The organism is Actinopolymorpha alba DSM 45243, from assembly GCF_000373925.1.
Classification (GTDB): domain Bacteria; phylum Actinomycetota; class Actinomycetes; order Propionibacteriales; family Actinopolymorphaceae; genus Actinopolymorpha; species Actinopolymorpha alba.
Genome location: NZ_KB892824.1, coordinates 1 through 19,679, shown reverse-complemented (window position 1 = coordinate 19,679; position 19,679 = coordinate 1). Strand labels below are relative to the sequence as shown.

The window sequence follows — 19,679 nt, the reverse complement described above, 5'->3', positions numbered from 1 at the left end:
ATCTCGTGCCCGTGCCCACTCGATCACATGGGAGGAATACAAACCCTCCCGGCGCAGGATGGCGCCCTTCTCACCGTTAGCGGCGCTCTCGTACTCAGCGACAATCGCCAGCTTGTACTCCGGGCTGAACACCCGCCGGGACGGACGTGCCGCCGGGTCGCCCGCCGAGGTCGAAGCTGCGGGCCGGTCATCAGATGGGGTGGACACGTGCACAAGGATCTCCGATCCCGCCCTCGCTCAGGTAACCCGGGACTCACTCCGGGTGTCTCACCTCAGCCTGACAAAGAGGGTAGTCGGTAACCATCGAGGCGATGGCTTTGGGAGTAGGCACTGCGAGCCAGTCGCCACCTGCCATCGTCAGGCCGCCGTCAGTGAACAGGATGCGCGCTGTCGCAGGGTCGTAAGCGAGCGGCTGGTCGACGTATTCCGGTGCGGCGTCGGCACAGAATGCGTGAACGGATCCTTCGACGGCCCTGGCAGTCGTAGTCTGCTTCAGCAAGACGTGGCCCAGGTTCGTCGGAATGCGCCAAACCGCCGACCATCGCTGGATTGACAGGTCGGACATCGCACCGACTGGACGGAAACCAAGCCGGTCGAGCTGCAGATGAGCCAGTTCTCGGCAGCGTCGCGCCAGACCCTCGATCCCCACACGTGGCGTGCAGCCCCCGCACGCTCTTCAGAACCCACCGGATCGGCCCCGTGTCGATCTCCTGTCGCATCGGCTCTCGCCACCATGTGACGGACCCTAGCCATCGCAGATCGTTCTCTACGAGCAGTTATTCCAGAGTGCATCGTCGTCGGCTCCAGCGCGGGAGTTGAACAGCGGCGGCAGCGAGACGCCACGGTGCGACAGCTCACGTCTCCACAAGCGCAACAGCGTGCTCCTCCACCCACGCGTTCTCAAGCGCCAGTTCGTCGAGCAGACCGCGACGAGCCAGCCCCACCTCCCACTCAGAGCCCTCAGCGACAAGCTTCCACAAGTGGTCCAGAAACGAGCGCATCCGCTCGATCCCCGTCCGCACGATGCGACGGTTCAAGCCTGCCTGGCCGAATCCGGTGGGCGCTGGATGTTGTCGTGGCGGCGCCACTGGTCAACCACCTGTCTGCGCCACGAGTGTCTGCTCGCCGCCGCCTGCCCGGTCTGCCACGCCATCCCCGACCATGATCGGCCCTGGCGTGGGGCACGCGGAGGGCACCCCGACCTCAGATCCAAAGTTCCATCTGGTCCTGGCCGCTCGTCGACTTCGGCGAGTTCGCTCGATCTTGGTATCCTCGGTCCAGGTCGAGAGGCGCTGCAACGGGCTGAGGCCCGCCACGCTCGACTTGGACCGTAGATCAAAGGGCGCCTCCCTAATGGGAGGTGGACCCGGTGGCCAAGTCCTCGAACCGCGATGATGATCTTGGGCGTATCACCGCCAAAGGTGCGTCCGGCGAACTCAAGTCGGCTAGTGCGGGTGCGCGGCAGGCTCTTGGCGATCTTCTGGCGCAGCGGATCGTTGTCCTCGACGGGGCCTGGGGCACGATGCTGCAGCAGGCTCGGCTGACCCCGGAGGACTACCGCGCGGACTGGCTGCGTGATCATCCGCACGATGTGACCGGCGACCCGGACCTGCTGAACCTGACCCGCCCAGATCTTGTCCTCGACATTCACCGGCAGTATCTGGCGGCCGGTGCGGACATCACCACGACGAACACCTTCAACGCCACCAGCTTCGGCCAGGCCGACTACGGTCTCCAGCGGCTGGTGCCGGAGATGAACCTGCGGGGTGCGGAGTTGGCACGCCAGGCCGCTGATGAGGCTGGTGGGCGGATGGTCGCCGGTTCGGTCGGGCCCCTGAATGTCACGCTGTCGCTGTCGCCTCGGGTAGAGGATCCTGCGTACCGGGCGGTGTCGTTCGATCAGGTCCATGCTGCGTACGCCGAGCAGATTCAGGCGCTAGCCGCGGGCGGGGTTGACGTGCTGATGATCGAGACGATTTTCGACACGCTCAACGCAAAGGCCGCGATCGCCGCCGCCCGCGAGGTTGCTCCCCATGTGCCGCTGTGGATCTCGGTGACGATCGTCGACCTGAGCGGGCGTACGCTGTCGGGCCAGACCGTCGAAGCGTTCTGGCGGTCCGTTGAACACGCTGACCCGCTGCTGGTCGGGGTCAACTGTTCGTTGGGTGCGGTGGAGATGCGCCCGCACGTCGCGGACCTGTCGCGCCTCGCCGGTACCCACGTCGCCAGCCATCCGAACGCCGGCCTGCCGAACGCCTTCGGTGGTTACGACCAGACACCTGAGGAGACCGCCCGGCTGCTGGCAGAGTTCGCGAGTGCGGGCCTGGTTAACGTCGTCGGCGGTTGCTGCGGGACGACGCCGGCCCATATCGAGCAGATCGCGGCCGCTGTGGCCGGGGTGCCGCCGCGCCAGGTGCCGGAGGCGGCGACATACACCCGCTTCAGCGGCCTGGAACCGTTCGGGATCGGCCCCGACACCGGGTTCGTCATGATCGGTGAACGTACGAACGTCACCGGTTCGGCCCGCTTCCGTCGCCTGGTCGAAGCCGACGATTACCAAGCCGCGGTCGATGTCGCGCTGGAGCAGGTCCGCGGCGGGGCCAACCTGCTCGACGTCAACATGGACGCCGATCTGCTCGACAGCGAGCAGGCGATTACGACGTTTCTGAACCTGCTGGCGACCGAACCGGAGGCCGCCCGGATCCCGATCATGGTTGACAGTTCGCGATGGAGCGTACTGGAGGCTGGTCTCAAGTGCGTCCAGGGCAAGGGCGTCGTCAACTCGATCAGTCTCAAGGAGGGCGAGGAGGCGTTCCTCGCACAGGCGGGGCGCATCCGCGACTATGGCGCCGGCGTGGTCGTGATGGCCTTCGACGAGCAGGGGCAGGCCGACACCACTGAACGCAAGGTGGAGATCTGTGGCCGGGCGTACGACCTGCTCACTCAGCGCATCGGCTTTCCGCCCGAGGACATCATCTTCGACCCCAACGTGCTCGCGGTCGCGACCGGGATCAGCGAGCACAACAGTTACGCGAAGGCGTTCATCGACGCGCTCCCGCTGATCAAGCAGCGGTGCCCGGGCGCGCGGACCAGTGGCGGTATCTCCAACCTGTCGTTCTCCTTTCGTGGCAACGATCTCGTCCGTGAGGCGATGCACTCGGCGTTCCTCTTCCACGCCGTCCGCGCCGGGCTGGACATGGGCATCGTCAACGCCGGCCAGCTCGCGGTCTACCAGGACATCCCAGCGGACCTGCTGGAGCTCGTCGAGGATGTGCTGTTCGACCGGCGTGAGGACGCGACCGACAGGCTCGTCGCGTTCGCCGAGAACGTGCGCGGGCCCGGCACTCGCCGCACAGTCGATCTGTCCTGGCGCGAAGCGCCAGTCGAACATCGCCTGGCGCACGCCCTCGTCCACGGCATCGTCGACTTCATCGAGGCAGACACCGAGGAAGCTCGGCAGCAGGCGGCGCGTCCCCTGGACGTGATCGAGGGCCCGCTCATGGACGGCATGAAGGTCGTCGGCGACCTCTTCGGTGCAGGCAAGATGTTCCTGCCGCAGGTGGTCAAGAGCGCGCGGGCGATGAAGCGTTCGGTCGCCTATCTCGAGCCGTACATGGAAGCCGAGAAGGAGCTGGCGCGGCAGGAAGGGCGCGCCGGTAGCGACCGCGGCCAGGGCAAGATCGTCATCGCGACCGTCAAGGGCGACGTTCACGACATCGGAAAGAACATCGTGGGCGTCGTCCTCGGCTGCAACAACTACCAGGTCATCGACCTCGGAGTGATGGTGCCCGCCGCCACGATCCTCGACACCGCGGTCGCCGAGGGCGCCGACGCCGTTGGACTCTCGGGGCTCATCACGCCCTCACTGGACGAAATGGTCACCGTCGCCACGGAGATGCAGCGCCGCGGTCTGAAACTGCCCCTGCTGATCGGCGGCGCGACGACATCGCGCCAGCACACCGCCGTACGCATCGCCCCTGCTTACGAGGCCACCACGGTGCACGTGCTCGACGCATCCCGAGTTGTTGGCGTCGTCTCCGATCTGCTCGACACCGACCGGGCCGAGGAACTGGCCGCGACCAACCACGCCGAGCAGGAACGCCTGCGCGAACAGCACGCGACCAAGCACCGCACGCCCCTGCTGACCCTCGACAAAGCCCGCGCGAACCGCGAGGAGGTCCCGTTCGACGACCTGCCGGTCCCTACCTTCACCGGCGTACGGACGACCACACCAGACCTGACGACGCTGCGGAGCATGATCGACTGGCAGTTCCTCTTCCTCGCCTGGGAACTGAAGGGCAAATACCCGGCTATCCTCGACCAGCCGGTGGCCCGTGAGCTCTTCGACGACGCGAACGCGCAGCTGGACCAGATCATCGCAAACAACGCGTTCACAGCCCACGGTGCGTACGGTTTCTGGCCCGCCCACTCCGACGGTGACGACATCCTGCTCGAGAACGGTGTGCACTTTCCGATGCTGCGCCAGCAGACGGCCAAACCGGCAGGACGACCCAACCGGTGCCTGGCCGACTACATCGCCCCCGCCGGAGATCATCTCGGCGGCTTTGCCGTTGCCATCCACGGCGCCGAAGAGCTCGCCGCCGACTTCGAGGCCCGAAACGACGACTACAAGGCGATCATGACGAAGGCGCTGGCCGACCGGCTCGCTGAAGCGTTCGCCGAGTACCTCCACCTCGAAGCGCGGCGAGCGTGGTACGAGCCGGACGCCGACCCGGTGATCGAGGACCTGCACGCAGAGCGGTTCCGCGGAATCCGGCCGGCGCTCGGCTACCCCGCCAGCCCGGACCACAGCCAGAAGCAAGCACTCTTCGACCTACTCAACGCAGAGCGGCTCGGGATGGGCCTGACGGAATCGTTCGCGATGACACCCGCCGCCAGCGTCAGTGGGCTGCTCTTCGCCCACCCGTCGTCCCGGTACTTCACCGTGGGGCGCCTCGGCAAGGACCAGACAGAGGACTACGCGTTGCGGCGAGGCCTCGATCTCCCCGAAATCGAGCGGTGGCTTCGCCCCAACCTCGACTACGACCCTCAGGCATAGTCCGGAAACGGGTGCGCGCACAAGTCGATCGTGAATTGTCTCAAGATCTGCGCGCATTAACCTACCGGATTGCGCAACTGATTGGTCCGGCATGCGCGGGGGCGGCAGAGGCGCCGCTCGACAGCCCGCTCGAGGTCGGGTACGCGTCCTCAAGCTGATCGAAGGCGTTCCCGGATCACTTCGACCTGAACCGACTGTCCTCGGCCTGGCTCACACGTCGTACCCCGGCGGGAACGCGACGAGCGTGTCGCCGGGCCTCGGCGTGCTCGTCTTCGTCCAGGCGGCCTTTAGATGCTCTTTAATCTTTTTACTAAGTGTTGCCGCGATTTTGACTTCGCCAGGGATGGTGGCTGGTGGTCGACCTAGAAGGGCCGGCCTGAACTGGACAAGGGGAGGAACCACTAGATGTCGCCTTCTCAGGCCATCCCTCGGCGCAAGCGTGCGGTCCTCGCGGCGCTCGGCGCGATGGCCGTCAGCGCTTCGAGCGTCACCGTCCTCACCGCACCCACCGCGACAGCTGCACCCACACCCAAGGCCGCGGACTGGGACACCGACGCCTACCGGGGCCAGGTCGAGGTGATTCCCAGCAACGGCAACGACCAGTCCGTCCTCAAGGGCCGGGTGTTCGTCGACCGGGACCGTGACAGCCGCAGTGACGCAGGTGAACGCGGACTGCCCGGCGTCGCGGTGTCCAACGGCCGCGACGTCGTGAAGACGGACCCGCAGGGCCGCTACGAGCTGCCCGCGTACGACAACATGACCGTCTTCATCACCCAGCCCGCCGGTTACCAGGTGCCAGTCGACGAGTTCAACCTCGCGCAGTTCCACTACAACCACCTGCCCGCGGGATCGCCGCCGCTTCGCTACGGCGGCATTGAACCGACGGGACCGCTGCCCTCCGCGGTGAACTTTCCGCTGACACAGAGCCAGGCCACCAAGGACCCCGAGCATAACTGCGTCATCGCCGGTGACCTGCAGACCTACGACCTGCGCGAGGTCGGGTACGCCCGCCGGGGTGCAATCGCGGACCTTGCTAAGCGCGATGACTACCAAAGCTGCGGATCGCTGTTCATCGGGGACGTTGTGGGCGACGACCTCTCGCTTTATCCCGAGGTCAAGGACCTGTCCAGTCAGCTCAACGGACCTGTGCGGTTCCTGCCGGGTAACCACGACCTGGACTTCGACGCCGAGACCGCCGAGCACTCCTTCGACACCTTCCGGGAGCAGCTGGCACCGGCGTACTTCTCCTACGACGTCGGCAAGACCCACGTCATCGCCCTCAACACCGTGCGCTACCCCTGCACCCCCGACGTCGACAACGCTGACGGGCAGCACCCCAACTGCAACGACCCGGAGAACCGTCCCGCCTACAACGGACGCCTGAGTGAGGACCAGCTCGCCTGGCTGGAGCGGGATCTCGCTGCCGTGCCGTCGGACAAACTGGTCGTCGTGGCGAGCCACATCCCACTGCTGACCTTCGCCGACGAGGGCAGCCCGGTGCACCAGCTCGACCAGGTCCGCGAGGTCTACAAGCTGCTCGAGGGCCGCAAGGCCGTCGCCGTGGCCGGTCACACCCACACGATCGAGAACATGAAGACCGGTGACCTGTTCAAGGGATGGCGCGACATCTTCGGCATCGAAGGGCTGCCATTCCCGCACATCGTCGCCGGCGCCATCTCCGGCGACTGGTACTCCGGCGCCCTGACCGAAGACGGCTACCCGATCGCCGTCGGCCGCGATGGCGGCCGACCGGGCGTCCTCACCCTCAACATCAAGGGCAACTCCTTCAAAGAGCGCTTCACAGTCACCGGCGAGTCCGACGACTTCCAGATGCAGCTTGGCGTCAACTCCCCGCACTACCGCGACTGGTACGTCGCCCGCCAGGCCTGGAACCGCAACAAGCAGGGCGAGGCCCCGCAGCTGGGTGACGGCCGTATCGTCAGCAAGGCCGACCTGGCCGGAACCACCTGGTTGACGACGAACTTCTGGATGGGCGCAACCGGATCCAAGGTCAAAGTCAGCATCGACGGTGGCCCCGCACAGAACGCCGTCCGCACCCAGGATGCGCGCGGAGAGGACCAGCTGGTGGGCCCCGAGTTTTCCGACCCGCACGCGATCTCGCAGCAGTTGGTAAACGGCGGCAGCCTGGCCGACCGGATGATCCACCTTTGGCGGCTGAAGCTGCCCACCGACCTCAAGGTGGGAGCCCACCGCGCCACGGTAACCGCGACCGACTCCTACGGTCGACAGTTCTCCGAGACGATGATCTTCAAGGTTGTCGAGGAACGCTGATCACCGCAGCGCACGCTCCATAAGGTCCGTCGGCGGAGCCTAAGCTGGTTCGAATCGCATCAGGCACAGCAGCATCAAGCCCCGGACCTACACCAACAGGTCCGGGGCTTGTCTCTTCACTGATCGGCTCGACCAAACTCGTCACGGCTTGGCCTCCTCGTGCCGGATCTCCCCGAGGCCGGTCCGCTCGCGGCGGCGCCGTACCAAAACATAGATCGGGATGCTGATGATGGCGATTGCCATGGCGATCATCGACGCTCCATGCGCCCAGGGAACGAAGTGCGCGACGTAGCCGAGGACGACCAGGCCGACTGCCCACAACAACGCGCCAACGACGTTGGCCGTGAGAAATCGCAGGTACGGCATGCCCCCGATACCCGCCAGCGTGGGGACGATCGTGCGGACCCACGGAATCCATCGGGCCGCGACGATCGCGAACCAGCCATGCCGTTCGTAGAGGTCCTCGGCTTTCCGTAGAACTCCCGCGCCCCGTTTGGACAGCCCACGAACGAGGTACTCCCGGCCCAGCCGGCGGCCAATGGCGTACCCCAGCGAGTCGCCTATCGTCGCGGCAGCGAACGCCACCACGGCGAGCAACGGCATCGCCCAAGGCGTGTCGACGCGAGCGATCAGCAGACCCGCCATGAAGAGTATGGAATCGCCCGGCGGTAGCACGAGACCCACGAGGAGACCCGACTCTACGAAGACGACGCCGAACACCACGAGATAAAGCGCCGCGGTACCGACTTCCGCGAGATCCACGGGGATCACGCCAGTTACCGCCGGTCCTGTACCGGCTCCGGACGGGCGAACCGCACCGGAAGCTTGCTCGGCCCGGAGATGATCCCGACCTCCCAGCCGAGCTGGTCCGGATCGACGTCAAGAGCGATGTCCGGCAGCCGGGCGAGCAACGTCCCGATCGCCACCTCGGTCTCCAACCTGGCGAGCGAGGCACCGAGGCAGTGATGGATACCCGGACCAAATGCGAGATGTCCCCGGTCGGCTGCGCTGATGTCCAACTCGGCGGCGCGTTCGAAGCGGTCAGGATCGCGGTTCGCCGCGGCCAGGTCGATCACGACCGGCTCCCCCTTGCTGATGGTCACGCCGCCGATCTCGACGTCCTCGAGCGCGTAACGTTCCTGCAGACGTCGGAACGGCGGGTCGTAGCGCAGAAACTCCTCGACCGCCCGCGGAATCCGGGCCGGATCCGTGCGCAGTGCCGCCAGCTGGTCCGGATGGACGAGGAGTCTGTACATCCCCGTGACGATCAGGCTCTTCGTAGTCTCGTACCCGCCCACCAGGATCGACCTGGCCATCGCCAGCAGGTCATCGGCGTCCAGGACGGCCTCGCGCCTCCCGGCGACGAGGCTGGTGAGCACGTCCGCCTCGTCGGCGGCGTCGAGCGGCTTCCGCTTCAGCTGGTCGCGTTTGGCGGCGAGGAGGTCCTCGAAGTACGCCTCCATCGCCATGGACGTTGCCACGGCGCGCCGCCCACCCTCCGGGGTCGGGTCGACGAGATGGGTGGCCTGCACCCATGGATCGAACGTCTCCCAGTCCTGGAAGGGAATTCCGACGAACTCGCACAGCGTCGAGACGGTCAACGGCAACGCGTACTGGGCTACCAGGTCAGCCGTGCCGTCCGCGACGAATCGGTCCACCAGGCTGACGGCGATCGTCTCCACCTGAGGTCGCAGCGCCGAGATCCGTCGCGCCGCGAACTCCGGGTTGACCGTCTTACGAAGGCTTGTGTGCTTCGGCGGGTCGCACTCGAGCAACGTGGTCCCGCGCGCTCCACCAGCGCGATGCGCGTGAGCACCCTGCTCGGGGTCCGCGCGGGCGGCGGCCGCCCGGACCGGATCCCTGGTCATCCTGACGTCCGCCAGCACGAGGCGGGCGTCGTCGTACCGCGTGATCAACCAGGCTTCGTATCCCTCGGGCAACCGTTCCCAACGCGGCGGCGCGGCGGGCATTGGCAATTCCTTCGGCATCCGGATCCTCCTATATCAAGATGACTACTACGGACTGTACTACTACGTGCCATAGTAGGTCGTCAGATCACGGCGTCGACCGGCGTGTGAGGATCATTCGTGCCCCGAGCACCTGCGCGGCGACAACTGCCCACGCGGCCGCCAGGATGATGTCCTTGAGGACGTACTGCGCCGCCAGGGTGGGGAAGCCTCCGGGGAACATCTCGCTCGGGAACAGCACGACCGGGGCCAAGATGGCCCCGAGCCAACCCGCCATCACGAGCAACCCCAGCCGCAACCCATGCCCGGTCAGCAGGAGCAGGCCGAGGAACGTCTCCAGCACGGCGGTGATGACGACAGCCGTCGTACCTGAGACGACGCCGAACGTCAGGGCCTCGGTGGTCCGCATGACCAGTGCCTCGGCAGGCGACGCGCCGGGGATGAACTTCAGTGCCCCAAACCCGGCGATGACCAGCCCGAGACTGATCCGCAGGGCGGTGATGCTGTGCTGTGCGAGCCATTGCGCGGACCGCATCAGCAGGTCCGGGGCGGGTGCTGACCGTTGTCCGGTGCCGGGTTCGACCGGCTCGGGGATCGGGGTGGTGGCCATGACGCTCTCCTATCTGTCGAGTCGGCCCTGGGCTTGGGCCTAGCGGTTAACTCGACAGTGCCGGGATCTGGCCCGGGCGACATCGGCCCGCTGTCGCTTTGTGAATGCACCCCTGTTCGTATAGTGCCGGCTGGCAAATACGCGCTGCGTCGTAGCACGCTACGCACCACCTGCCGTGGGACGTACGCGAAATGGGAGGCGCTCCTGGGCGCAGCGACCCGCCAGGGACGACCATCCTGGCGCGCCCCTCCTCCGCGCGGACCGACGGCTCGACCCCGCCCCGGGGCCGAACAGTCCACGGTCGTCCAGCCAGCCGGCCACGCCCACGGAGGCTACGGCGGCGGCGCCGGCACCGAGTGCCTTATGCCGTACGCCTAGCGGGGTTGGCGGACGCCGCGGCAGCGGTGGCGGTGATGTCGCGGGTCGGGTCGCCGTTGACGAGCACGAGATCGGCGCGTAGTCCGGGCGCGACGTGGCCGCGGTCGGCTAGCCCGAAGTGGCTGGACCTGACTCCCGACAGCCACCACGTACGCGGAATCTATGACCGCTGTTGACCGCTGATAGCCGAGACGTGACTGCCTTCGACGCAGGCGTCAGCGAGTCAGTTGACTCTCAGGTCACCTGAGACAGGAAGATGTCATTGTGCCGAACGAACTGATGACCATAGGGACCTTCTCGATGCTGACGGGGATGTCGATCCCGACGCTTCGCCATTATGACGACATCGGTTTGTTGCGTCCGGCTGAGGTTGACTCGCGAACAGGTTATCGACGTTACAGAAGCACCCAGGTCGACGTCGCACGACGGGTCCGGCTCCTGCGTGACGCGAAACTGTCTACCGAAGACATCGCCAGGGTGATCAACGGTGACGCCTCCGATGCACGCGAGGTTCTTACCCGGCAACGCGCCGCGCTCCACGAACGAGCGGGGCGGGTTGAGGCGCTCTTGGATCAACTGGCACACGACATCGAAGGGATCGGCACGCAGATGAAGACGGCCACAGATTTTCGGCTGGTCGCGGTAAATATCGGGGTGGACTCCGATTCCGCACTCGAGGCCGCATGCGCGTTCTGGGGAGGAATACTTGGCACACAGCTTGAGAACTGGGGAACCCCAAGCCGGCAGGTCGTCCTCGGTGAGGGCGATGCCATTGGCTTCCTGAATATCAGGGTGCGATCGCCTGAGGAGCCTCACTACGGGCATACCTCCGCGTTCGGACTGGGTGTCGTCGGACTCGATGAAACCCATCAGCGCGCGCTCGCCGCCGGAGCGACCGAGCACTATCCACCGACGGACGGTGAGAACATGCCTCGGCACTCACTAATCGCGGATCCAGTGGGAAACCGAGTCGTCCTGTGGGAGAGCTCGAAGTGAGCTTGGCTCCGGTCACACTCTGGAAGTCAAGCACCGGTCGCCGGCCATACTGAGGCCGACGCGGCGGTCCCTGGCGAGCTAGAAGCGTGCTCGCGGAAGAGGTAACTGCCGTCCCAGTGTGGATATTGGGTCCTGACGTAGAACACCACTGCTGTTTGCAAGCGGCCCAGGCGCGTCGTGTTAGCCATCGGTGCGCGTGAGTTGATCGGCGAAGTTGCAGAACGCTGTCGTTTTGCGGTGGCACTCGGCGGGGTCAACCTCTGCGAACGCGGAGCGGTGCCATGGCCCGCCGGGCGAGAGGAACTGGTCCGCGCGGTTGGTGTTGAGCCTCTGGTCGAGGTAGAGAAGCGCACCAATGGCCCAGTCCTGGTCGAAGTAACAGTCGGCTCTGGGCAGGTAGCGCTCCAAGTGGGCGGCGAGGATGTCAGCGCCTTCCGGCTGCTCGAACCGGGCAAGAGCGAAGCAGTATCCCTGGCCGGCATAGACAAACCGGCTTTCCAACAGAAGGCCGCCAAGGAGCGCCCGGAACCGCACCCGCCGGTCAAGGCCGATGAGCCATGCTGCCGTGAGCCGGGCGCGCCACTCCGTTGTGAGCAGTTTCTTGAGGTCGTCGTCACCGATCTGGCGGGCGTCCTCGGCAAGCGCCGCGCCGAAGGCGCTACGGTCTGGTTCGCTGTCGCGAAGGAAGTTGCCGTTCAGGAGCTGCAGGTAGCGCGGCTTGCCCGGCTGGTCGATGGCCCAGATCACATAGCGGCGGATGGCATCGACGACTTCAGGATCGTGCGGCGACCGAGTATCCATGCAGACATCCTGACCTTTCACAGGTGCCTGTGGCCACACGCTGCGCTCCTCTCATGGGCCCGCTCGGGGCTCGCCATAACGGCGCACTGCACGCGACGTCAGCGTGGCGGAAGGAGGCAGTCCGACGGAGCGCATCCCGTCGACGGCACGACCACCCACGACACTCCATACCAAGCTCGCCAGCGACCTGACCGTCTAATCCGTAAAGGCAGGCATCGTGATCACGAACTCCTCGTCCGCGGTCTGCTGGTCGTCGGCCTGTTGCTCATCGTCGCCCGCTGTTGCAGCTCGTTCAGGTCGGACTGGGCCAGAAGGAGCAACGCGGCCGAGTGCGGGCATCTTCCCAATCGCTGTAGCCTCCGACCATGACAGCCGCTGACTCCTTGCCACCGTGGGCGGACGATGCGATCGGGCAGCCGTTGCGCAGGTTCGCCGACCAGCTCGAACGCGAGTTTGGACCGTCCGTGGCCGTGATTCGTAGGTGGGACGATGACGAACTGGTAACCGAACTAATCCCCGCCTGCCGCGACGCCATGCCAGCGATCTGGATAGATTTCGGCTCCGGGCTGCAGCTTGAAGTGGGCAACGGTCCAGGTGGCTGGTTCGGGGAGTACGACCGTGATGACCAGGGCGTGGAGTTCGTCGAATCAACCGTCCGAGCCATTATCGACGGTCACGTCACCGAAGTATTCGGCCCGAACCGATCTCGAGTTGAAGTGACGTACGCGGACGGGTCAACGTTCCGCAGCACCGGCTACTACGGCTTGCTCGCAACCATCCTTCCCCGACCCGGATGGCTAGACCGAGGCCGCAAGGTCACCTATCCGCCGTACAGGTGATCGGCTACGCATTACACGTGCATCCAGCTTGGAAGGCCGGCGCGGACGCCTGGTCGCGGCTCAGATCTCGCCTAGCGGCTACTCCTGAGCGACCGCTGCGCGCCGGGCCTAATTGCACGTGAAGGGCTTTGGGGCGTGGCGGGTTGGTGGGAGAGGGCAGCGGACGCGCTGATGGGCCGCGCGAGGTGCATGATGTAGCGGTCTGGGACCAGTGGCACATCGAACGCTGGAGCCGATACCGCGGGCGCGATCAACGTCGAGCTGAAGTCGGCCACTATCGCCGACGGCACCAACGTCGCGATCGACGTATTTAGGTGCGGATGGGGCGTTGGTTGATGTCGATCCAGGGTGGGGATATGTATTCGGGTTTGCCGTTTGGTCCCATGCGGACTTGCCAGCTGCTGTTGTGGATGAGGTTATGGTGAGCACTGCACAACAGCACGCCGTTGTTGAGATCGGTTCGGCCTCCGTCTACCCAATGGGTTATGTGATGTGCATCGCACCACTTCGCGGGGCGGTCGCAGCCTGGAAAGTTGCATTCCATCCCGTCGCGGATACCTAATGCGTGGCGTTGGGCGGCAGTGAAGAAGCGGGTCGTACGACCCAGGTCCAGCACCTGACCTCTGCAGTCCAGAACAGCCGGGATGACATCGGCGTCACAGGCCAGCAGCCGCGCTGTCTCTGCGGAGATCTGTTCACCGCTGTCCAATGTTGCGTACCCGATNCCGGTGACGAGTTGGGCCAGCGTCATGGTGATGATGATCTGCGGCTTCGTCCCACCACGCGTGGGTGCCTCGCCCGCCGCCAATGTGAGGTCGAGGAGTTCGACGAACGCGTCACCCAGTCGGCGGGAGGCGGTGCGGGTGTCGGGCCCGTTCGCGTCCGTCTTTCGTGGCCTGGCCAGCGGGTCGAGCAGTGCTTTGAGGCGTGCCATCTCTTCAACTGGCAGTTGAATGCGGGCACTGTGAAGTCCGGGCCCTGCTTGGGAGAACATGATGGATCGCTTCTGTTCGGCGCGTTTGCGTTCCCGCTCCAACTGCTCACCCAGCCGACGTTCGGCATCCTCTGGCGCGATGGCCTCGTACAGCTGGTTCCCCAACTGTCGTAGCTCTTTCGGATCGTGCTGGGTCGCCAACTCCAGCAGACGCGCCTCGCCTTCGCGTTTCTGGTCGTCGCTGATGTCGTTGGGCAGAAGGTTGATCGACTCGCGGATGATCTTGGCGTGCAGGAGAGAGATCCGGCCTGCGGCGAGTGCCTGGCCGGTGGCTTGAAGGTTGGTCTCCAACGCTTTGGCGAGTTTCACGTCCGCGCCGATCGCGCCGGGGTGAAGGTGCAGCTTGTGCCGAAGCCACGCCGCCGTGGAGGTCGCACCCGCCTGGGACGCAAGCTCTCGCGTGTCAGCGTCGTGGATGAGCCGCAGCCGCAAAGCCTCAGCCATAGCGACGATCTGGTGCGCCTGCTCCAGACCATCAGCAGAATCGGCGTCCGTACACGACCAGACAGGGGAGTTCAACGCCTGAGCAAGCCCGTCCTGGACCATATCCAGCAACCCCCGCAGTGGCTGCGTGGGCGGGGCGCCAGTCGTGACATCCATAACCGGAACACTATCGGCGACCACCGACAAGAACCCGGCCCAAGGAGCCTATTCGAAGGCTCCCCGAAATGTAATTGTGGGTAGCTTAGAATTGCTTTCCGTGACCATCTGTGGAGGTTCACTAAACGATCCGCAGGTCTATTGAATAGACCGCCGCTCAGGTTGGCTGATACCCAAATCGACAACCGGGAGGGAGTGGAGAGTTTTCCGGGTCAGGACACGGAGAAGTCTCCACCGCTTCGCCGGGTAAGCCTGCGGCGCCAGCCAGCCGGTCCGGTAAGCAACCCACCCACCACATCCCGCGCGGTCCGGCGGGTCTGCAGCCGCGCGAACCAGCGACCAACCCGACACCTCGGCGCGTCCAGTTACCGCGGCGGACGCGGCTATTAGCCTGGTTAGCACGACCCCCAGCTTTAGGAGTAGTAGGTGAAGAGGTATTGGCGAACGCAATCCAGCTGGCATGTATCGTGTCGGCGAGTCGGTGCGGCGGCTCGGGGCCGGTTGTCTGCTGGAAGGTAGGTGGATGCGGGGCATTTGTTCGGGCCTCGGAAAGCCGGCAGGCCGGAATGCCGGAATGCGGTACCACCAGTCGCACTGGAGTATGTCAGCCGGCTCTTGGCCGCCGAGCCATAACGGGCTGTCCCGCCGCGCCCAGGTCACCGGTGCCGTGGGGCCAAGGCGGACAGCGTCGCGCATCCGGTTCAGGGTTCCTCGGGAAGCGGTGGGCATAGCCGGTCACGCCCGACCGGTGCCTTCGCGTATGGGATCCCCTCGAACGTGTGAACGCCGTCATGAGCCACGCCGCGCACCGCACCGCACCGCAACGGGTCATGGCAACGCCGTACTCCCCCACCACGCTCAGCTCGCATCCGGTTGGTTGTGGCGCTGCCAGACGCGGAGGACGGCGACCAGGCCCGGGATCACGGGAAGCAGGCCCAGCGTCCCATAGGTGTACGGGATGACGTTGGTATAGGCACCGCCGGAGAATCCCAGATTGAGCAGGGCGACACACACACCCAGGACGAACATGACCGTGACGGCTGCGGGTGCCCAGCGCTTGTGTCGCGTGACGGCCCAGATCGTCCAGAGCCAGCCGACCAGTCCGAGAACGCCAACGACGGTCAGATAGCCGACGATGGCGTTGCGGTCGGCCGACACAAGATCGGCTGTCCAGTCGGGGTAGGCGCGCCGCACATGCCCGGCCACGCTGTCGGCAGTGACCAGGTCCACAAGCGGCACGAGTGTGACGATCGCGGAAAGGACGAACCCGGCATATAGCGCCCGGGGACGCCGACCGGCTCGGGTCGCGGTGATCGGCACCAGCTCTCCTTGGTTCCCTCAGGTGGACGCCGGATCCCGGCACCCATCTATTCTTACGACGTATGTTTCATGTCGCAGTGTACTTACGCCGTAAGATTTGGCAAGTGAGGAGGCCCACGATGCCCGCCCGTCGCATGCGCGGCCAGCGCGCAGGTTTGACCCGCCAGGCGGTACTGGAGGCCGGACTGGCCCTGGTCGACCGCGAAGGCCTGCAGGCGCTGTCGATGCGCAGCCTTGGCAGCGAACTCGGGGTCGAAGCCATGACGCTGTACAACCACGTGTCCAACAAGGATGCACTGCTGGACGGACTGGTCGAGCAGATCATTGTCTCCGTCGCACCACCCCGGCTCGAAGCCTCCACCTGGCGAGCAGGGTTGCGGGACTTCGCACACGCTTTCCTGGCTGCGCTGCTCGCACATCCGAACGTGATCCCACTGGTCGTGTCGCGACCAGCCACGACCTCGCTGAACCTGCGCGTGATGGAGAGCGCACTCGAGTCATTGCGGGCGGCGGGGTTCCCAGTGCATCGGGCGCTGGACGTGTTGTACTCCGTCACCGGCTTCGTCGTCGGACACGCCGCGACCATGACGGTCCAGCACGCCTCCGGGCAGGAAGCCCACGATCGCCCGGAACTGCTGCTCGAGGTCGATGCCGAGGAGTTCCCACTTCTCTCCGCAGCGATGCGTGCCTCACCACCAGCCGGCGCCCAGAATCGTTTCGACTTCGCACTCGAGGCCATGCTCACGGGGTTCGAGGCGACCCGCACCAGTGCTCAGGAACCATGCAGGACTGCCCCCGAAGCCCGGCGATGACGAGGGCGAGCGCGCGGCGCAAACCTGTTGTACAGCGAGTGTGTCCGCGGCCATAGTCGTCGGCATGCGACAGGAGGACGTCTGGGACGTCGAAACGGCCCAGAACTACGACACTCCCGGGACCGGCATGTTCGCACTCGAGGTGTTGGGACCGACGGTGGATCGTCTCGCCGAACTCGCCAACGGCGGCCGGGCGCTCGAGTTCGCCATCGGAACCGGTCGGGTGGCTGTCCCCCTCGCCCAGCGCGGCGTCTCCGTGACTGGCATCGAGCTGTCCCGACCGATGATCGACCAACTGCGTACGAAGGCCGACGAGGCCACGATTCCGGTGATCGTCGGGGACATGGCGACGACCGTCGCACCGGGCGAATTCACGCTTGCCTATCTCGTCTACAACGCGATCTCCAACCTGCTCACCCAGGCCGAGCAGGTCGCGTGCTTCCGCAACGCCGCTCGCCATCTCAGACCCGGCGGCCGGTTCGTGATCGAGCTGTGGGTACCTGAACTACGCAAGCTCCCACCCGGCCAGCACGCCACCGTGTGGCAAGTCGAGCCTGGTTACATCGGGCTGGACACCTACGACGTTCTGCACCAGCAGGTCGTCTCCCACCATTTCCGGTTCGACGAAAGCAGAAAGGCTCGACTGGACCGGAGCCCGCACCGCTACATCTGGCCAGCCGAACTCGACCTCATGGCACAGCTGGCCGGATTCGAGCTGGAATCCAGGCACGCCGACTGGACCGGAGCAGAGTTCACCGCAGAGTCACGCTCCCACGTGTCCATCTATCGCATCCCACGCCGCGCTTGACCCTGGCTTCCACAGTCCAGACCGCCAGCGCGGGAGATTCCAGCCCGCCGTGAACGCGGCCACGGGCGACTACTGGCGCCGACGACTGCGGCTCCTGATCGACATAGGACACGAGCTGACCTATACGTGATCTACCTTCGGCCGAATCAGCCGCGGTCGAACGAAGGGCACACGATGAGCAAGGTCAGCCGGAATCAGCCGCCCGGCACGCCAACCTGGATCGACCTCGCGGTCACAGATCTGCAGGGCGCGAAGGCGTTCTACGGGGCGGTATTCGGCTGGGAGTTCGCCCCCAGCGGGCGCGGCACCGACTGCTTGCTGCATGGTCTGCCGGTTGCCGGCCTGCGCGAGGCCACCGAGCATGCGGATGCGGGTCACGGCTGGTCCGTCCACCTCGCCACTGACGACTGCGACGGCACCGCCAAGCGTGTCGTCGCCGCTGGGGGCACGCTGCTGGAAGCGCCGCACGAAGTCGGAGACCTCGGGCGAGCGGCGTTCGCCGCCGATCCCACCGGGGCGCGGTTCGGGCTCTGTGAGGGGCGCGCGCAGCCGGGCTGCCAGGTGGTGAACGAGCCCGACACGCTGGTACGCAACGACCTCGTGACCGCGGAGGCGGACTCCGCCCGTGCCTTCTACACCGCCGTCTTTGACTTCACTCTGGACGGCAATGAGGACCTTCCCGGTATGGATTTCACCTTCCTGCGTAGGCCGGACGGGCACGAGATTGGCGGGATCTTCGGCATGGCCGGCGCGTCCGTCTCGGCCTGGGCGACTACTTTCGAGGTAGCCGACACCGACGCGACCGTGGCACGGGCCACGGTGGCCGGTGGCACCTCCACCGGTCCCGAGGAATCCCCGTATGGCCGGTTCGCCACTCTCACTGACCCGTTCGGAACGGAGTTCTCCGTGATCGCACGCCCCTGACCCGAAATCGATCCCTTGGTAGCGCGCCAGGTCCTGCAACCACCTCGCCTTCTCTGCCGTTGCGGACCGGCGGACGACGCGCGCGAGGGCCACGGTTGTCGGGCGTGTCAGTAGAACTTGGCTTCGGGGTAATCGGCGGAAGGGCCGTCGAGTAGGTGGGAATCGCGGGCACGGAGCCAGAGGTCGAAGAACGCCCGGATGTAGGCGCGCTGCGCAGCGGTGATCCGCTCGGCATCGCCTTGTCCGATCCAGGGTGTAGCGGTCGGGATGATCCGGGCTCGCGCCAGCTGGTCGAGCATCCACTCGTGGTCGGTGTAGCTTCCATGGGTCGACCCGACCAGTGAGACGAACCTGCCCCAGCCCCGGAGCGCGTACCAAACCCTGCTGGTCAGGTTGCCAAAAGTCGTCGGGACCGAGCCCACTGTCCGCCATGATCATCAGCGGCCTGTTGATACGAGCCCCGAGCCGGTCCAATGCGGCGTCCATCGCCTCTGGCGATGCCCCGATGGGGTCAACGTCTTCTGGGAAGAAGCTGCCATCGAGGTTGATGCCGGCAACGATTCGACGATCGTTCACCATCGTTTGGGCCGTGGCCGCGGCGCCCGTCCGGAAACGCGATCTCGTTCGCATCGTAGGTATGACCGATCGCGACCACGACGTAGCCGTGGCTGGCAAGGTCTGCCATCAGCGCCGCACCCATCTGACGGTCGGCGGCGAAGCCCGGGGAGAACAGCACCACCGGATAGCGGTGCTCCGAGGCGTCGACTGGAGCGTTCAACAGTGCTTGCGTAACCGGAAACCGGACACAGTCCAAGTCGACGTCGCGGCCGATCGGCTCCTCGCCGGGAGGGGTGTCGGGCGAGTCCTTGAGGAAGTCTTCCAGTTTGGGCACGAAGCGCGCCAACTCGGGTGACGGCATCCAGGGGGCGAAACGGTGGTGGCCCAGGCGCCGCGCTGGATACCAGACGTCGACCATCAACTCGCGGGCGTGCGGCTCAGACCACCACGGATCCTGCCGGCCCTCGTCGACCAGATGCAGCGAGACCACGCCAAGCCCGTACGGCCCAGTCGCCGGCGGCAGGCGAAGATCCACCCGCGTGCCAATTGTCGCCCAAGCCGGCATCGGAAGCATCAAGCATCCGATGAGTGAGGCCACCCCTGCGACGAAGAGCCGGCGGTCCGGTAGTTGTCAAGTCAAATGAGACAGGTTGTGCCTACGGGGTTGGTTGTGGCTGGTCGGTGGGTTGGTTGATCCATGCCACCTCGGGCAGTCGGGGTG

Annotated in this window: 18 protein-coding genes, 1 pseudogene and 1 riboswitch; of the genes and pseudogenes, 7 read left to right on the top strand and 12 right to left on the bottom strand. The window is 65.7% G+C overall.

What is annotated here, in order from left to right:
- The 3 genes and pseudogenes from B141_RS48490 to B141_RS50165 form a co-directional block, all read right to left on the bottom strand.
- Window positions 1–207: pseudogene (locus B141_RS48490) on the bottom strand (hypothetical protein); the annotation flags it as partial.
- A 46-nt stretch (window positions 208–253) separates the two neighbouring features.
- A complete protein-coding gene (locus B141_RS0137630) occupies window positions 254–565 on the bottom strand; it encodes a hypothetical protein (RefSeq protein WP_020580332.1) in 312 nt (103 codons plus the stop codon).
- A 289-nt stretch (window positions 566–854) separates the two neighbouring features.
- Window positions 855–1,022, bottom strand: a complete 168-nt coding sequence (locus B141_RS50165) for a hypothetical protein (RefSeq protein ID WP_157181596.1) — start codon at window positions 1,020–1,022, stop codon at window positions 855–857.
- A gap of 256 nt (window positions 1,023–1,278) precedes the next feature.
- A riboswitch (S-adenosyl-L-homocysteine riboswitch) is annotated at window positions 1,279–1,355 on the top strand.
- Window positions 1,356–1,369: 14 nt separating this feature from the next.
- Between B141_RS50165 and metH the strand changes: the two genes are divergently transcribed.
- A complete protein-coding gene (metH, locus tag B141_RS0137620) occupies window positions 1,370–5,059 on the top strand; it encodes a methionine synthase (RefSeq protein WP_020580330.1) in 3,690 nt (1,229 codons plus the stop codon).
- 405 nt (window positions 5,060–5,464) lie between these two features.
- On the top strand, window positions 5,465–7,351 hold the full coding sequence (locus B141_RS0137615) for a calcineurin-like phosphoesterase C-terminal domain-containing protein (protein WP_020580329.1): 1,887 nt from the start codon (window positions 5,465–5,467) through the stop codon (window positions 7,349–7,351).
- 141 nt (window positions 7,352–7,492) lie between these two features.
- Here the strand turns inward: B141_RS0137615 and B141_RS45010 are convergent, their stop codons facing one another.
- From B141_RS45010 to B141_RS0137600, 3 genes are all read right to left on the bottom strand, one after another.
- Window positions 7,493–8,113 (bottom strand): DedA family protein, encoded by a 621-nt coding sequence (locus B141_RS45010; RefSeq protein ID WP_157181595.1) that lies wholly within the window; start codon window positions 8,111–8,113, stop codon window positions 7,493–7,495.
- 14 nt (window positions 8,114–8,127) lie between these two features.
- Window positions 8,128–9,339 (bottom strand): cytochrome P450 family protein, encoded by a 1,212-nt coding sequence (locus B141_RS45005; RefSeq protein WP_084678771.1) that lies wholly within the window; start codon window positions 9,337–9,339, stop codon window positions 8,128–8,130.
- Window positions 9,340–9,406: 67 nt separating this feature from the next.
- On the bottom strand, window positions 9,407–9,928 hold the full coding sequence (locus B141_RS0137600; RefSeq protein WP_020580326.1) for a hypothetical protein: 522 nt from the start codon (window positions 9,926–9,928) through the stop codon (window positions 9,407–9,409).
- Between the two features lie 642 nt (window positions 9,929–10,570).
- On the opposite strand from B141_RS0137600, the gene B141_RS46675 reads away from it, so the two are divergent.
- Window positions 10,571–11,302, top strand: a complete 732-nt coding sequence (locus tag B141_RS46675) for a MerR family transcriptional regulator (protein ID WP_020580325.1) — start codon at window positions 10,571–10,573, stop codon at window positions 11,300–11,302.
- Window positions 11,303–11,482: 180 nt separating this feature from the next.
- On the opposite strand, the gene B141_RS44995 is transcribed toward B141_RS46675, so the two are convergent.
- A complete protein-coding gene (locus B141_RS44995) occupies window positions 11,483–12,103 on the bottom strand; it encodes a DUF6000 family protein (protein ID WP_020580324.1) in 621 nt (206 codons plus the stop codon).
- A gap of 365 nt (window positions 12,104–12,468) precedes the next feature.
- Between B141_RS44995 and B141_RS0137585 the strand changes: the two genes are divergently transcribed.
- The gene (locus B141_RS0137585) at window positions 12,469–12,942 is read left to right on the top strand and encodes a hypothetical protein (RefSeq protein WP_020580323.1); all 474 of its coding nucleotides are present in this window, start codon (window positions 12,469–12,471) and stop codon (window positions 12,940–12,942) included.
- A 310-nt stretch (window positions 12,943–13,252) separates the two neighbouring features.
- Here B141_RS0137585 and B141_RS44990 read toward each other — a convergent pair whose 3' ends face one another.
- The 3 genes from B141_RS44990 to B141_RS0137575 all read right to left on the bottom strand — a co-directional run bounded on the left by B141_RS44990 (window position 13,253) and on the right by B141_RS0137575 (window position 15,856).
- The gene (locus tag B141_RS44990) at window positions 13,253–14,482 is read right to left on the bottom strand and encodes a DUF222 domain-containing protein (RefSeq protein WP_020580322.1); all 1,230 of its coding nucleotides are present in this window, start codon (window positions 14,480–14,482) and stop codon (window positions 13,253–13,255) included.
- Window positions 14,483–15,237: 755 nt separating this feature from the next.
- Window positions 15,238–15,405 (bottom strand): carboxylesterase family protein, encoded by a 168-nt coding sequence (locus B141_RS53200; RefSeq protein ID WP_157181594.1) that lies wholly within the window; start codon window positions 15,403–15,405, stop codon window positions 15,238–15,240.
- Window positions 15,395–15,856, bottom strand: a complete 462-nt coding sequence (locus B141_RS0137575) for a hypothetical protein (protein ID WP_020580321.1) — start codon at window positions 15,854–15,856, stop codon at window positions 15,395–15,397. The genes B141_RS53200 and B141_RS0137575 overlap by 11 nt, the downstream gene beginning before the upstream one ends.
- Before the next feature lie 119 nt (window positions 15,857–15,975).
- Between B141_RS0137575 and B141_RS0137570 the strand changes: the two genes are divergently transcribed.
- The 3 genes from B141_RS0137570 to B141_RS0137560 all read left to right on the top strand — a co-directional run bounded on the left by B141_RS0137570 (window position 15,976) and on the right by B141_RS0137560 (window position 18,400).
- Complete coding sequence (locus tag B141_RS0137570; RefSeq protein ID WP_157181593.1) at window positions 15,976–16,668, top strand: TetR/AcrR family transcriptional regulator C-terminal domain-containing protein; 693 nt, start codon at window positions 15,976–15,978, stop codon at window positions 16,666–16,668.
- Window positions 16,669–16,732: 64 nt separating this feature from the next.
- The gene (locus B141_RS0137565; RefSeq protein ID WP_020580319.1) at window positions 16,733–17,476 is read left to right on the top strand and encodes a class I SAM-dependent methyltransferase; all 744 of its coding nucleotides are present in this window, start codon (window positions 16,733–16,735) and stop codon (window positions 17,474–17,476) included.
- A gap of 174 nt (window positions 17,477–17,650) precedes the next feature.
- A complete protein-coding gene (locus B141_RS0137560; protein WP_026257942.1) occupies window positions 17,651–18,400 on the top strand; it encodes a VOC family protein in 750 nt (249 codons plus the stop codon).
- 107 nt (window positions 18,401–18,507) lie between these two features.
- Here B141_RS0137560 and B141_RS0137555 read toward each other — a convergent pair whose 3' ends face one another.
- Entirely contained in the window at window positions 18,508–18,822 is a 315-nt protein-coding gene (locus tag B141_RS0137555) for a hypothetical protein (RefSeq protein WP_020580317.1), read from the bottom strand.
- Window positions 18,823–18,911: 89 nt separating this feature from the next.
- Complete coding sequence (locus B141_RS0137550; RefSeq protein ID WP_237742911.1) at window positions 18,912–19,523, bottom strand: alpha/beta hydrolase; 612 nt, start codon at window positions 19,521–19,523, stop codon at window positions 18,912–18,914.
- Window positions 19,524–19,679: the final 156 nt, after the last annotated feature.